This window comes from Pseudomonas sp. HY2-MNA-CIBAN-0224, from assembly GCF_040310285.1.
Taxonomy (GTDB): domain Bacteria; phylum Pseudomonadota; class Gammaproteobacteria; order Pseudomonadales; family Pseudomonadaceae; genus Aquipseudomonas; species Aquipseudomonas helleri.
In genome coordinates this window covers 37909-51284 of sequence record NZ_JBEOPQ010000008.1, presented here as the reverse complement: position 1 = coordinate 51284, position 13376 = coordinate 37909, and the positions used below count along the sequence as shown (strand labels likewise).

The 13376-nt window shown below is 58.5% G+C and carries 12 protein-coding genes and 1 tRNA gene; 7 read left to right on the top strand and 6 right to left on the bottom strand.

Translation table 11 applies throughout. From position 1 onward, the window contains the following. Positions 1 to 4 precede the first annotated feature (4 nt). The 4 genes from AAEZ03_RS06860 to AAEZ03_RS06845 all read right to left on the bottom strand — a co-directional run bounded on the left by AAEZ03_RS06860 (position 5) and on the right by AAEZ03_RS06845 (position 3975). The gene (locus AAEZ03_RS06860; RefSeq protein WP_048366847.1) at positions 5 to 832 is read right to left on the bottom strand and encodes an acid phosphatase; all 828 of its coding nucleotides are present in this window, start codon (positions 830 to 832) and stop codon (positions 5 to 7) included. Between the two features lie 52 nt (positions 833 to 884). Continuing rightward, on the bottom strand, positions 885 to 1727 hold the full coding sequence (locus AAEZ03_RS06855; RefSeq protein ID WP_350577155.1) for a MipA/OmpV family protein: 843 nt from the start codon (positions 1725 to 1727) through the stop codon (positions 885 to 887). A 72-nt stretch (positions 1728 to 1799) separates the two neighbouring features. After that, positions 1800 to 2834, bottom strand: a complete 1035-nt coding sequence (locus AAEZ03_RS06850; RefSeq protein ID WP_350577152.1) for a DUF1254 domain-containing protein — start codon at positions 2832 to 2834, stop codon at positions 1800 to 1802. Positions 2835 to 2991: 157 nt separating this feature from the next. Next, positions 2992 to 3975, bottom strand: coding sequence for a helix-turn-helix domain-containing protein (locus AAEZ03_RS06845; RefSeq protein ID WP_048366844.1), 984 nt, complete (start codon positions 3973 to 3975; stop codon positions 2992 to 2994). Between the two features lie 237 nt (positions 3976 to 4212). Here AAEZ03_RS06845 and AAEZ03_RS06840 point away from each other — a divergent pair, with 237 nt between their 5' ends. Both AAEZ03_RS06840 and AAEZ03_RS06835 read left to right on the top strand, forming a co-directional pair. Further along, positions 4213 to 4566 (top strand): type II toxin-antitoxin system HigB family toxin, encoded by a 354-nt coding sequence (locus tag AAEZ03_RS06840; RefSeq protein WP_123751003.1) that lies wholly within the window; start codon positions 4213 to 4215, stop codon positions 4564 to 4566. 50 nt (positions 4567 to 4616) lie between these two features. Continuing rightward, the gene (locus AAEZ03_RS06835; protein WP_153335858.1) at positions 4617 to 5090 is read left to right on the top strand and encodes a helix-turn-helix domain-containing protein; all 474 of its coding nucleotides are present in this window, start codon (positions 4617 to 4619) and stop codon (positions 5088 to 5090) included. A gap of 266 nt (positions 5091 to 5356) precedes the next feature. Here the strand turns inward: AAEZ03_RS06835 and AAEZ03_RS06830 are convergent. Next, positions 5357 to 5432, bottom strand: a tRNA-Thr gene (locus AAEZ03_RS06830). A gap of 61 nt (positions 5433 to 5493) precedes the next feature. Continuing rightward, positions 5494 to 6441 carry a LysR substrate-binding domain-containing protein gene (locus AAEZ03_RS06825; protein WP_088500274.1) on the bottom strand — a complete coding sequence of 316 codons (948 nt, stop codon included), beginning with the start codon at positions 6439 to 6441 and terminating at the stop codon, positions 5494 to 5496. A 76-nt stretch (positions 6442 to 6517) separates the two neighbouring features. Between AAEZ03_RS06825 and AAEZ03_RS06820 the strand changes: the two genes are divergently transcribed. The 5 genes from AAEZ03_RS06820 to AAEZ03_RS06800 all read left to right on the top strand — a co-directional run bounded on the left by AAEZ03_RS06820 (position 6518) and on the right by AAEZ03_RS06800 (position 13376). Next, the gene (locus AAEZ03_RS06820; protein WP_048388895.1) at positions 6518 to 7600 is read left to right on the top strand and encodes a tartrate dehydrogenase; all 1083 of its coding nucleotides are present in this window, start codon (positions 6518 to 6520) and stop codon (positions 7598 to 7600) included. Between the two features lie 299 nt (positions 7601 to 7899). Further along, positions 7900 to 9537, top strand: coding sequence for a BCCT family transporter (locus AAEZ03_RS06815; RefSeq protein ID WP_350577146.1), 1638 nt, complete (start codon positions 7900 to 7902; stop codon positions 9535 to 9537). A gap of 171 nt (positions 9538 to 9708) precedes the next feature. Continuing rightward, positions 9709 to 10830, top strand: a complete 1122-nt coding sequence (locus AAEZ03_RS06810) for an aromatic ring-hydroxylating oxygenase subunit alpha (protein ID WP_123751007.1) — start codon at positions 9709 to 9711, stop codon at positions 10828 to 10830. A gap of 59 nt (positions 10831 to 10889) precedes the next feature. Further along, entirely contained in the window at positions 10890 to 12338 is a 1449-nt protein-coding gene (locus tag AAEZ03_RS06805) for an NAD-dependent succinate-semialdehyde dehydrogenase (protein ID WP_123751008.1), read from the top strand. Positions 12339 to 12407: 69 nt separating this feature from the next. Further along, complete coding sequence (locus AAEZ03_RS06800; RefSeq protein ID WP_350577141.1) at positions 12408 to 13376, top strand: PDR/VanB family oxidoreductase; 969 nt, start codon at positions 12408 to 12410, stop codon at positions 13374 to 13376.

Sequence of the window (13376 nt, the reverse complement as noted above, 5' to 3'; positions counted from 1 at the left end):
CCGTTCAGTGCTGCGTCAACGAGAGCGCGACGCCCTCGGCGGCGCAGTTTTCTGTCGGCGTGTTACCTGCTTTTTGCGCCGCCTGGATTTCTTCCTTCGCCGCTGCCAGGTCCTTCAGGAACGCCGGATTGCTGTGCAGGCTGGCCACGGTGGCAGCGCCCATGATGCGCCCGGCATCTACATCGCTTTGCCAGTGGGCGTTGCAGATGACGCGGCTTTGGCCATACGCCAGGCCACGGGTCATCAGTTCAGTGGCGCGTGCCGGGTTCACTTCTGCGAGGATCAAGCCCCAGGCCCAGCCCGCCGCCGAGTGCCCGGAAGGCCAGGAACCGTCGGTGCGCAGCAGCGGTTCCATGTCTTTGCGGCAGGTGCCTTCGTCATGCACCACAAACGGACGGGTGCGGTTGTAGGCGTTTTTCCCGGCATACGTGGAGCCACCGGCATCCGTCAGCGTGCGCTGCATCAAGGTATACAGATGCGGGGTGGTCTTCTCGCTGATCTGCGTCCCCATCGCGCACGAAAACGTGTTGGCCGGGCCTGGGAACGACAACTCTGCATCCGTTGCTGCGAGTGCCTCCCGGGCCGTGCCACGCAGTGCCAGCGCTGCCCGCCGGGCTTCTTCATCCCGCGCCAGCGCCGCAGAGTCGGGCTTGGGCGGCGCGCCGAGCAACGCCAGGCGCAGCGGCAAGTCGGCCGGGTTGAGGTAGCCCGGAGCCAGCTTGAAATGAGGGTCCGTGATCTTGGTGGCCGCCTCTTCGGCCAGCACCAGCCCCGACCACAGCAGGCCAGTCAGGGACACGGTCAGCCCCAACTGCTTATGTCGTTGTTTCATCGCGTGTTCCCTTGTTGGTCCTGTGGCGGATGGCAGCGGTGTGAGCGGTTAATCAAAACGAGTACAGCGCGTTCAGATAGGCCCCGGCGCCGACCTTTTCACCCGTGAGCGGGCTGTTGCGGGCATCGGAGACCAGAGCGTAGGTTTTGACCCCGCCTTCAAGGGCGATCTGTGGCTGCCATTGCCAGGTGAGGCCCAGCTTCAAGGTCACGTCACGCATCCCGCCGCCTGGGTGGTATTCCTCGAACTGGGTGCGGGCCGCTTGCTGAGCTGTGACGCCAAAGCGCGCCATCATGTCGTTCTCATTGCTCCAGGTGCCGTACAGCGTCGAGTCCAGGGTCAATGTTGAAGACAGCGCGTAAGCCGTGGCAAAACCGGCTTCAAGGTAGGCGGTTTTGCCCAGGCGCTCGCCGCCGTAATTGCGGTTGTCGCTCGAGCGCAGGCCGCGCACAAACAGGCGACCGGCCGGCAGCGTCCAGTACGCCTCAGCCCCCACCAGTGCGGTGCTGTCCAGGTTGCCCATGCCCCGCAGATAGTCATCGCGGCCGTCCAAGGTGTGGATTCGTTCTTTGCGGCCCTGGTCATAACCGATCAGCAGCGCAAAGCCAAAAGGCGACAAGCCCGGCAAGTCCCAACGCAGGCCCTCAGGGAACGCCGCGCTGAACGTGCCCCACTCTTGGGTCGGCAACACGGCCTTCAATTTCAACGACGGGAAGGCTGCGTAGTGCGAAGAACCTTCGTACAACGGGCCGACACCAAGGCCGCCACCCACCGTCACGGATGGCTCATTTGCGTTGTCTGCGTGTGCCGGCAGAGCCATCGCCAATGCGAGCGTCGCACCTGTCATGAAGGCCACGGGATGCTTGAGAAAGTTTGAACCGCCGATGGTTGTCATTGCTTGTTTCCTTGGTTGTAAAACCAAACGTGTGAGCGTGTGTGCCGGGTTATAGACGTCGGGTGTTATTGATTAGCGGGCGACAAGCTCTGGCTTGGGGAAGCTCCATTGGCCATTGAGTAGTTGTTCGCTCGGCTGATAAAGCCTGACCGTGTAGTTCCAGCCGGGAGTGGTAGGCAGGCAATTGGCGATCGTCGCGTTGCAACCGCCGAACTGAATGACAATCGAGCCATCCTCACTTTTCTTGGCGGTGAGGTTGTTCAACGAATAGGCGTCTTGGGGGTTCTTCTGGAAGTAACCGTCGGCGTTATAAACACTGACCGACCAAAAACCTTTGATCGGGACTTCGCCTACTTTCAGGCGGTAAACGGCGTGCCCGTCGTTCTGCGGCATCACGCCGCCCAGGTAGATGGCGTCCTTGGCCGGGTTGCCGCCCCATCCCGTGGCAGTACCGATCAAGTGATGGATCGGGTTGACCGCACCCTTGGGGCCAAAGGACTGGTTGTAGTCAGGGATCGTCGAGCCCAACACCTCCAGCGCCGCACGCACTTTGGCCTGGCTGGCCGGGTCCCACTTAGGCACCACAAATTCGCCAACCTTGGCCTGGCTGACTGTCATTGCGTCTTGCAGTGCATGGACCTTTTCGAGGTCTTTGCGATCAGCGGGATCGAAGAAGGTGCGCACCGCCACAAAGACATAGCGGGTGCCGACGGATTCTTTGGTCAGTGTCTGGCGACCGGCGCCGTAAGTGACGAGGGGCACGTAGTGATCTTCATTGATCACCGCCATCGACATGAAACGCCCATCGGCCTCAGGCAAGGTGATGGTGACGGGGCCTGCATCAAGATCGAACACCGCTGACGAATAGAGCGTGTCCCGGTTCATGCGCACCACATTTTGGGCGTCGATGGGCACGGCCTCGCGGCTATGAACAAAGCGGCCCAAACTGCCCGTTGCCACCATCTTGCCCAAGTAAAGGTCGGACTCGGCACGGGCAAAGTTATCCACGCCCACCGGTATCGCCGCCTCTGGGGAGGATTGAGCGTTCGCACTTCCAACTACTGCCAGCGCCATGGCAAGGATGCAGATCGCATGTAAAGGGGGCATTTAAACCTCTGGGTTTATTGATTGGCGTTAGTTTTTTGACTGTATAAGAACGCCCTGGCGCAAACTTGCCATTTGGTGCCAAAAGCAATGTGAGCGCGCACGCGAAGGCCGCCCCGTAAAGGGGCCGCGCACAGTGGAGGAGGGTTAGGCGGGGGGATTAACGGTCTTGTTTCAAGAGGCTGCGATAGTGCGACGGCGGGCTGCCGGTCCAGCGTTTAAAGGCGCGAGTAAAGTGCGCGGGGTCGCTGTAGCCGACCATGTAGGCAATTTCGGTGGCGCTGTATCTGGCGCTGGCAATCAACTGCATGGCTTCACTGCGACGAGTCTCGTCACGCAATGCATCGAAGTCGATACCGCAATGTTCCAGACGCCGTTGGAGCGTGCGGGCAGACAGCCCGATCTTTCGTGAAACAGTCACAAGTTTGGACAACTCCTGATCCGCGATCTGCTGCACGAGCGCGTCCGCGGCGTCGGAGGTCGACTTTAAGGCCAAGGTGGTTTTCCAGGCACTGTCCCGAACAGGCTGCAAAGGCGTTTCGAGCAAGTCACGATCGAACTCGATCATGTTGTGCTCCGCATTCATCACCAGATTCGGCCCCAGATACTCCTCAAGCGCCTCATCGCCGCGCTCTCGCGGGTTTTTCAGATGCACACGAATGGCGCCGGGCTCGCCGGACATCAGCGGGATCTTTCTCAGCAGTGCCAACGTGCCCAAAATCACCTGCTTGGGGTCGGCCCCGTGGTGCCCGTTAAAGTGATGAACCAGCTTCGTCATCCGGCCTTCGGTGATGATCTTCACGTCACTGCCTTGGTGCAGCAAATCCGTGTGCACCGCCGCCAGCGCGCACGCCTGAGCCAGATTGGTCGAGCCCAACACCCATTCGCCCCACACACCGAGCGAACGCACCTCAATCAAATGCCCCACCGACGCCCCGGCAAACGGGTCCTGAGCGACCGCCGCCATCTCATTGGCAATATGAAAACACGCCGCGCGCGGAATCCATGCCTCAGGGTTCTGAAACACTTGCGGAGAAATCCCATAACGCCGAAAAAACTCCAGCGGCGACACCCCGCGCATCCCCAGATAAGGAGCAATTTGCCGAAGCGTACTGAGCTTTATCGAGGGCGCAGCATTCGTCATCGCGTTCATACCTGATCAAAAGGCAAAAAATCGGCAGGGAGCAGCGGGAATAGGGTGTTTGCGCCTGTAAGCGCGGGTGATGGCACAGTTAACACGATGTTTGTTTCAGGGACAAGGCGGTGGGGTGAGGGGTGTGTAGGTTGATGTCGCGAAGCTCTGCAAGGGATTTATCTGTTTGACAGATATCTGTTTGGCAGATAAAGTTCGCCACATGCAAGCACGCCGGAGACCAATAACATGCGAGTGGTAACAAAGACGGCGGTTGCACAAGCCATTGAAAAGTACAGCCAGTGGAAAGAAGCACTCAACCTTTGGCTAACCATCTTTGACAGACCGCCCCTTCGGTTTGAGTCTTTTGAGCAAATTCGCGACGTTTGGGTCGCAGCATCAGGGTGGAACGTTGATCGCATCCCGCACTCAAAGCTGAGGAACACGAGTAAAAAAGGGCCTCTTGATATCTATATTTTTGATATCAAGAAAAATGAGTGTCGAATCATCGCGTGGATCAATACGCGAACCGGCACCATTTACCTGAAGGAGATTCTGCCCCACGCCGGATATGATAAGTGGTGCAGAAGTGATGTTAAGTAGCTGATCAGGAAGATTGGCTCTATTTAATTACTGTAATTATAGGTGACAAGATGAAGCGTGATAAGGTCGAATCCACTGGACTAGATTCCTTCATAGCTAATATTTCACCAATGCTTGATGGCCTGAGTGATCAGATAGCCACAATGTCCAAGTTGTTGTCTGCATGTCATGATCCTATTAAAGATGATGAAGACTTGCAGGGGCGGATGGCGCTAATTGATGAACTCTACTCTCATGCTGATAGTGAAGAGCACGCAGCAGCGCGTTTTGCGGAGCTGGTTGCTGATCGAGTGTATGAGTACGAAACTGAAACGGTGTTGATACCTCTATCTTCCCAGTCTGAAGCGCTCGCGTTTCTGATTTCGGACAGGGGAGTTAAGCAAAAAGATTTGTCTGATATAGCAACGCAAAGTGCTGTTTCTGAAATTTTAAATAATAAAAGAAAAATGACGGTTTCCCAGATAAGAGGATTTGCAGATTTCTTTAAGGTTCCAGTAGAGTTTTTTATGCGCGGTGCGGTCTAAAGAATGGTTGGTTTTTTGTGCATAAAACAATGAAGCTATTGGGTGGGTACAACAATAACTTAGTATTAAATATGCATAGCAGTGTATCTAAAGCCCCTCCACACTTAAGGTGATTTGGGGCTTTTTAATGGCCGAATGAAGTTCAATGTGTAGCGTGATAAATATAAATCGTAAGCGTTCCGTGAACGGCACCGCGGCCAACCAAGACTTAAACCCCAGAAACAAAAAAGGCCCACCTTGCGGTGAGCCTTTTTCGGTATTGCGTATGGTGCCGGCACCAAGAGTCGAACTCGGGACCTACTGATTACAAGTCAGTTGCTCTACCAACTGAGCTATACCGGCGTTATGGGCGAGGAGTATACGCGGATGGCGTGGCTTGTAAACCCCTGATTACAGACTATTTTCACGATTCTTTTTGCCGCTGGGGTGTGGCGGGGTGGCGTTCGCTGAAGTACTGGCGCAGAAACTCAACGGTGACGCGGATTTTGGCGGAGTTGGCGAGGGGGGCGGTGTAGACGGCCCAGATGTTGGCTTGTTGTCGGTAGTCCTGGAGGATGTGCACCAATTTGCCGCTTTCGAGGCTCTCGCGTACGTCCCAGTGGGAGCGCAGCAGGATGCCTCGGCCATCTATCGCCCATTGGTGGACGACTTCGCCGTGGTTGGCGGACAGGGCGCCGGTGACTTTGACGCTTTCTTCGCCTTCCGGGCCTTGCAGGCGCCACAGGCCGAACGGGTGGTCGCGCTCTTTGATCACCAAACATTCGTGGCCCGCCAGTTCGGCCAGGGTGCGCGGTTCGCCGTGGCGTTGCAGGTACTCGGGGCTGGCACAGAGCACGCGGGCGTTGTTGGCCAGCAGTTTGGCGATGAGGTTGGGGGCGATGTTGTCGCCAATGCGGATGTCGAGGTCGAAGCCTTCTTCTATCAGGTCCACCAGGCGGTCGAACATGTCAAAGCGGATGTCCAGGGCCGGGTAGCGCTGGGACAGTTCGGAGAGCGCGGGGCCGACGTGGCGGCGGCCCAGGCCGAAGCTGCTGATGATTTGCAACTGGCCGCGCGGTTCTTGATGCAGGGCCGAGACTTCGTCGCTCATCTGTTCGACCGCATCAAATATATGCAGCGCCCAGCGGTAGACGCGCTCGCCGTCATCGGTCACGGCCACGCGCCGGGTGGTGCGGTGCAGCAGGCGCACGCCGATGTTGTGCTCCAGCAACTGGATGCGCTTGCTGACATACGCCGGCGACACGCCCAGTTCGCTGGCGGCGGCGGCAAAGCTGGAGCGGCGGGCCACGATCACGAACACGCGCAGGTCTTCGAGGTTGGGCAGATTATTCACGAACCGTGTCTTATCCATCTTCACTTCGCCTGATTATCTTTCTTTTGGCGCTTTATACCATGGGCCCACTGTCCATTTTCAAGAGTGCCCCCCCATGAGCAAGACATTCAAAATTGCCGCCATCGCCGGTGACGGTATTGGTAACGAAGTACTGCCAGAAGGCCTGCGCGTTGTGGAGGCGGCGGCTAAAAAGTGGAACCTTGATCTGTCGATCGAGATCATCGAGTGGGCCAGTTGCGACTATTACGAGCGCCACGGGCAGATGATGCCGGACGACTGGTTTGAGACGCTCAAAGGCTTTGACGCGATCTACTTCGGCGCTGTGGGCTGGCCGGACAAGGTGCCGGATCACATCTCGCTGTGGGGTTCGCTGCTCAAGTTCCGCCGCGACTTTGACCAGTATGTGAACATCCGCCCTGTGCGTCTGTTCCCGGGTGTGCCGTGCCCGTTGGCAGGCCGTGAGCCGGGCGATATCGACTTTGTGGTGATCCGAGAAAACACCGAAGGCGAATACTCCTCGGTAGGCGGGCGCATGTTTGAAGGCACCGAAAACGAATTTGTCCTGCAAGAGTCGGTATTCACCCGACGCGGTGTGGACCGCATTCTGAAGTACGCCTTCGAGGTGGCCAAAGAGCGTCCGCGCAAGCACGTGACCTCGGCGACCAAGTCCAACGGCATCTCCATCAGCATGCCGTACTGGGACGAGCGCACCGAAGCCATGGCGGCCAACTACCCGCAAGTGACGTGGGACAAGCAGCACATCGACATTCTGTGTGCGCGCTTCGTGCTGCAACCCAACCGTTTTGACGTGGTGGTGGCGTCCAACCTGTTTGGCGACATTCTGTCCGACCTCGGCCCAGCGTGCGCCGGCACCATCGGCATCGCGCCATCGGCCAACCTCAACCCCGAGCGTAATTTCCCGTCGCTGTTCGAACCCGTTCACGGCTCGGCGCCGGATATCTACGGGCAAAACATTTCCAACCCGATTGCGATGATCTGGTCGGGCGCGCTGATGCTGGAATTTTTGGGCAAAGGGGATGAGCGTTATCAGGCGGCACACGATGGCATTTTGCGCGCCATCGAGGACGTGATTGCCAGTGGTCCGAAAACCCCGGACCTGGGTGGCAAGGCCTCGACTCAAGAAGTCGGTGCAGCCATCGCCGCCGCCCTGGCGTGAGTTGACCAAACGGCGCTGATCAGCGCCGCGAAATAGACGCTTTACAAGCCTGCGAAATGCCCGGAATACGGGGACTTTCGCGGGCTCTTTGGCGTGTTGAAACAGCCGTTTTAGACGTGTGAAATTTCAACAATTCCAGTTGCAAAAGCTTAAATCTCGGAGCATATTGTTAACCGAAAGGTATGCGTTAACCGATGGTTAACGCTCAGGGTTCAACGATATGGAAGGAGTCCCTAACAGCTGTAAACGCTGATCTAGAGCCACGCAGTAAGAGAAAAACTCTCTATCTGGAGACTTAAATGTCCAATAACAATAAAAAAGATGTCTTTTTGATATCAACTAGCCTGATTGCTGTACTGATTACCGTTGTAGGTCTTGCCGTTTATCCGCAACAAGCCGAAGTCACCGCCAATATGCTGTTTGAGCTGTCGTCTCGGACGTTTGGCACCTCGGTGCAAGTGTTTGTGTTCTGCTGCGCCCTGGTGGTGCTGTACATCGCGTTCAGCAAGTACGGCAACATTCGCCTGGGCAATGGTAAAGCTGAATACCCGACCGTGACGTGGGTTTTCATGTTCATCTGCGCCGGTATGGGCTCATCGACCCTTTACTGGGGCGTGATGGAGTGGGCGTATTACTACCAGACGCCCGGTCTGAACATTGCCGCAGGCTCACGTGAAGCGCTGGATTACAGCGTCAGCTACTCGTTCTTCCATTGGGGTATCAGTGCCTGGTCGCTGTATGCCTTGTCGTCGTTGGCGATGGCTTATCACTTCCACGTGCGTAAGAAGAGCGGCCTGAGCCTGTCTTCGATCGTCGAGGCAGTGGCCGGCTTCAAAGCGCACGGCCCAGTGGGCCGGCTCGTCGACCTGGTGTTCCTGCTGACCATGTTCGGCGCCTTGACCGTATCGCTGGTGCTCACCGCGTCCACCTTGACCCGTGGCCTGTCGGCACTCACCGGCATGCCGGACACCTTCGTCACGCAGTTGTCAGTCATTGGTGTGGTGGCGGTGGTGTTCTCGCTCAGCTCCTACATCGGTATTGCCAGTGGCATGCAGCGTCTGTCGAAGATGGTGTGCATTGGTGCGCTAGTGTTTGCGGCCGTGGTACTGGTCGTGGGCCCAACGCAGTTCATCATCAACAACACGGCCAACTCCATTGGTCTGATGATGCAGAACTACGTGCACATGAGCCTGTTTACCGACCCGCAAGGTGACGGTGCCTTCACCCGCAACTGGACGGTTTTCTACTGGTTGTGGTGGGTGTCCTACGCGCCGGGTGTCGCGATGTTTGTGACCCGTGTGTCCAAGGGCCGCAAGATGAAAGAAGTGGTCGCAGCGATGTTGATGGGCGGCAGTTTTGGCTGTTGGTTCTTCTTCGGCACGCTCGAAAGCTACAGCATGCATCAGTTCATCACCGGCGCTATCGACGTGCCACGCATCCTCACGGAGCAGGGCGGTGAAACCGCCGTCGAGATGTTGCTGAACGCCTTGCCGTTCGGTCAGATCTTCCTCGGGGTTTACCTGTTCATCATGGCGGTGTTCTGTGCCTCGCACATGGACGCAGCGGCCTACGCCGTGGCGGCCACCAGCACCCGCAACATGCAGGAAGGCCAGGACCCATCGCCGACGCACCGTCTGTTCTGGTGCATCGCCTTGACCCTGATCCCGCTGGCGATGTTGTTTGCCAAGGTGTCGCTGTCGACCATGAAAACCGCGGTGGTGCTGACGGCGATCCCGTTCCTGGTGATCCTGATGACCAAGATCTACGGCTTCCTGACCTGGATGTTCAAGGACTACGGCGCGATGCCGGCTTACTTGATCGAGGAAGAGTCGGTGGAGCGCGAGCAGAATCTGGATTACGTCGCCCCGTTTGAGCAGGTGACGCCAACACCGGGTGTTGTTCCCAAAGCCAAGGCGGTACCCGCAGCCCTGAGTTAAGTGTTGCTGACTGAACCACGCGCAGGCTCCGGCACCACGGTGCCGGGACCTGAGCGATTTTTTTTGCGCGTCGTGTTAACCATGGGTTTCTTGTTATTCATGAGTTACACAAAAACAACCCGAAACAGGGTGTCGAGCACAACCCTCTTAAGCGCTTGAGAGAGAAAAAGAATGAACACAATCGTGAAATTGCCTGCTGACTTCTGCACCAATGCTGACGTAGCACACACCATTCCGGCGTCGTACTACACCAACCAGGACGTGTTCGAGGTCGAAAAAGAGAAGATTTTCGCCAATACCTGGATCTGTGTCGGCCACCGCAGCGAAGTGGCCAACAGCAACGACTACATCACCCGTGAAGTCATCGGCGAAAGCATCATCGTCGTTCGCGGTCGTGACAACGTGCTGCGTGCGTTCTACAACGTGTGCCCGCACCGTGGTCACCAATTGCTGAGCGGCAGCGGCAAGGCCAAAAACGTCATCACCTGCCCGTACCACGCCTGGACCTTCAAGCTCGACGGCGAGCTGGCACACGCGCGCAACTGCGACAACGTGGTCAACTTCGACAAAGAAAACTCCAGCCTGGTGTCGCTGCGCGTCGAGGAATACGCCGGTTTCATCTACATCAACATGAACAACGAAGCGGGCACCGTTGAAGAACAACTGCCGGGCCTGGAAGCGCGTCTGCGCGAAGCCTGCCCGGTGGTCGATGACCTGCACCTGGCGGCGCGTTTTGTCAGCGACACCCCGGCCAACTGGAAGTCTATCGTCGACAACTACCTGGAGTGCTACCACTGCGCCCCGGCTCACCCGGGCTTCGCCGATTCGGTGAGCGTGGACGAGTACTGGCACACCCTGCACGGCAACTGGTCGTTGCAGTTTGGCCACGCCAAGTCGTCAGAGAAGTCCTTCAAGTTCGACGAGTCGATCAAAGACCCGTCCTTCAGCGGCTTCTGGGCCTGGCCGTGCACCATGTTCAACGCGCCACCCGGTGGCAACTTCATGACCGTGATCTACGAGTTCCCGGTCAGCGCGGGCGTGACCATGCAGCACTACGACATCTACTTCCTCAACAAAGAGATCACTCCCGAGCAGCAATCGCTGATCGAGTGGTACCGCGACGTGTTCCGTCCAGAAGACCTGCGTCTGGTCGAAAGCGTGCAACGCGGCCTGCAATCGCGCGGCTATCGCGGCCAAGGCCGGATCATGGCTGACCGTCAGCGCAGCGGCATGAGCGAACACGGCATCGCGCACTTCCACAACCTGATCGCCGTGGCCCACCTGGACGACTGATCTGCCGGGCGCCGCAGCCACGCTGCGGCGCCCTGGCCCTATTTAGAGGAGTGTCCTGCGTGCAGCTCAAAGACCCCCAATTGTTTCGTCAACAGGCGTTTATTGATGGCGCCTGGGCAGATGCCGACAGCCGTCAAACGGTCGACGTGACCAACCCGGCCCAAGGCCAGTTGCTGGGCACTGTGCCGTTGATGGGCGGCGCCGAAGCGATCCGCGCCATTCAGGCTGCCGACGCAGCCTTGCCGGCCTGGCGTGAACGCACGGCCAAAGACCGCGCGCAGATCCTGCGTCGCTGGTTTGAACTGATCCTGCAACACGAAGACGATCTGGCCCGGATCATGACCCTGGAACAGGGCAAGCCACTGCACGAAGCGGTGGGCGAAATCCGTTACGCGGCCTCGTTTATCGAGTGGTTTGCTGAAGAAGGCAAACGCGTTTATGGCGACGTGATCCCTTCGCCGTCCGGCGACAAACGCCTGATTGTGGTCAAGCAAGGCATCGGCGTGTGCGCCGCGATCACGCCGTGGAACTTCCCCGCCGCGATGATCACCCGCAAGGTCGCACCTGCGCTGGCCGCCGGGTGCACCATCGTGGTCAAACCGGCCAACGAAACGCCGTTTTCGGCGCTGGCCCTGGCGGAACTGGCGCAGCGTGCAGGCATCCCGGCAGGCGTGTTGAACATCGTCACCGGCGACGCCCCGGCCATTGGCGCGCAACTCACCGGCCACCCGCTGGTGCGCAAATTCAGCTTCACCGGCTCGACCCCGATCGGCCGTTTGCTGATGAGCCAGTGCGCCGAAACCATTAAAAAAGTCTCGCTGGAACTGGGCGGCAACGCGCCGTTTATTGTGTTTGCCGACGCCGACATTGATGCCGCCGTCGAAGGCGCCATCGCGGCCAAATACCGCAACGCGGGCCAGACTTGCGTCTGCGTTAACCGCTTCTATGTGCACGACGCGGTGTACGACCAGTTCGCCAGTAAGTTCGCCGCCAAAGTGGCCGAACTGAAGGTCGGCCATGGCAACGCGGCAGACACCCAGATCGGCCCGCTGATCACCGTTAAAGCGGTGGACAAAGTCCGCGCCCTGATCGACGACGCCGTCAGCAAAGGCGCGACCTTGCTGCTGGGCGGCCAGGTGCATGCGCTGGGTGAGCAGTTTTTCGAACCGACCGTGCTGGGCGATATCAAGAAAGGCATGTTGCTGCTGGACGAAGAAATCTTCGGCCCGGTTGCGCCGCTGGTGCGCTTCCACTCCGACGCCGAAGTGCTGGCCCTGGCCAACGACACGCTGTACGGCCTTGCGGCGTACTTCTACAGCCGCGACATCGGCCACGTGTGGCACATCGCCGAGCAACTGGAATACGGCATGGTCGGCATCAACACCGGGCTGATCTCCAACGAAGTGGCGCCGTTTGGCGGGGTCAAGCAATCCGGCCTGGGGCGCGAAGGTTCCAAGTACGGGATCGACGATTACCTGCAACTGAAATACCTGTGCCTGGCGGTCTGAGCCGTCAGCACCGGGTTTTAAATCAGGCGGCACGCGCGTGCCGCCCTTTACCGCAGTAGAGGTTTTGCGATGGCCAACTATTATCAAATGCTTGCCGCCCGTGTGATCGGTGTCGAGCAGGTAACGCCGCTGATCAAACGTTTTACCCTGGTACGCCAGGACGGCCAGCCGCTGCCCGACTTCACCGGCGGTAGCCACATCATCGTGCAGATGAAAGACGCCGACGGCCGTCAGCACAGCAACGCCTATTCGTTGATGAGCGACCCGCGCCAGACCGCCAGCTACCAGATTGGTGTGCGCCTTGAAGAGCAATCCAAAGGCGGCTCGGCGTTTATGCACCAACAGGTCGAGGTCGGCACCGAGCTGATGATTTCGACCCCCAACAACCTGTTCGCCATCGACCCGAAGGCGGGCAAACACATCCTCATCGCGGGCGGGATCGGCATCACCCCGTTCCTCTCGCAAGTGCACGAACTGCGTGACGCGGGCGCCGATTACCAGCTGCACTACGCCTTCCGCAGCCCGGAACACGGCGCGTTTCACGACGAGCTGAGCGCTGGCTCGCATGCCGAGCGCACGCGCACCTACGCCGACAGCCTGGGCCAATCGCTGAATCTGGCCGAGCTGATGGGCAACCTGGACAGCGACGCGCACGTGTATGTGTGCGGCCCTAAACCGCTGATCGACGCCGTGATCGCCACCGGCAAACAACTGGGCCTGGCTGACGAACGCGTGCATTGGGAGCAGTTCGCCGCCGCGCCGATCACCGGCGGTGCGTTCACCCTGGTGCTGGCCAAATCCGGTCAGGAACTGCGTGTCGAAGAAGGCATGAGCATCCTCAAGGCCATCGAAAAAGCCAATGTCGACGTCGAATGCCTGTGCCGCGAAGGCGTGTGCGGCACCTGCGAGACGCGCATCCTTGAAGGGCAAGCCGAGCACAACGACCAATACCTGAGCGACGACGAAAAAGCCGCCCAGCAAACCATGATGATTTGCGTGTCGCGGGCCCGTGGCGAACGCCTGGTACTGGACTTATAA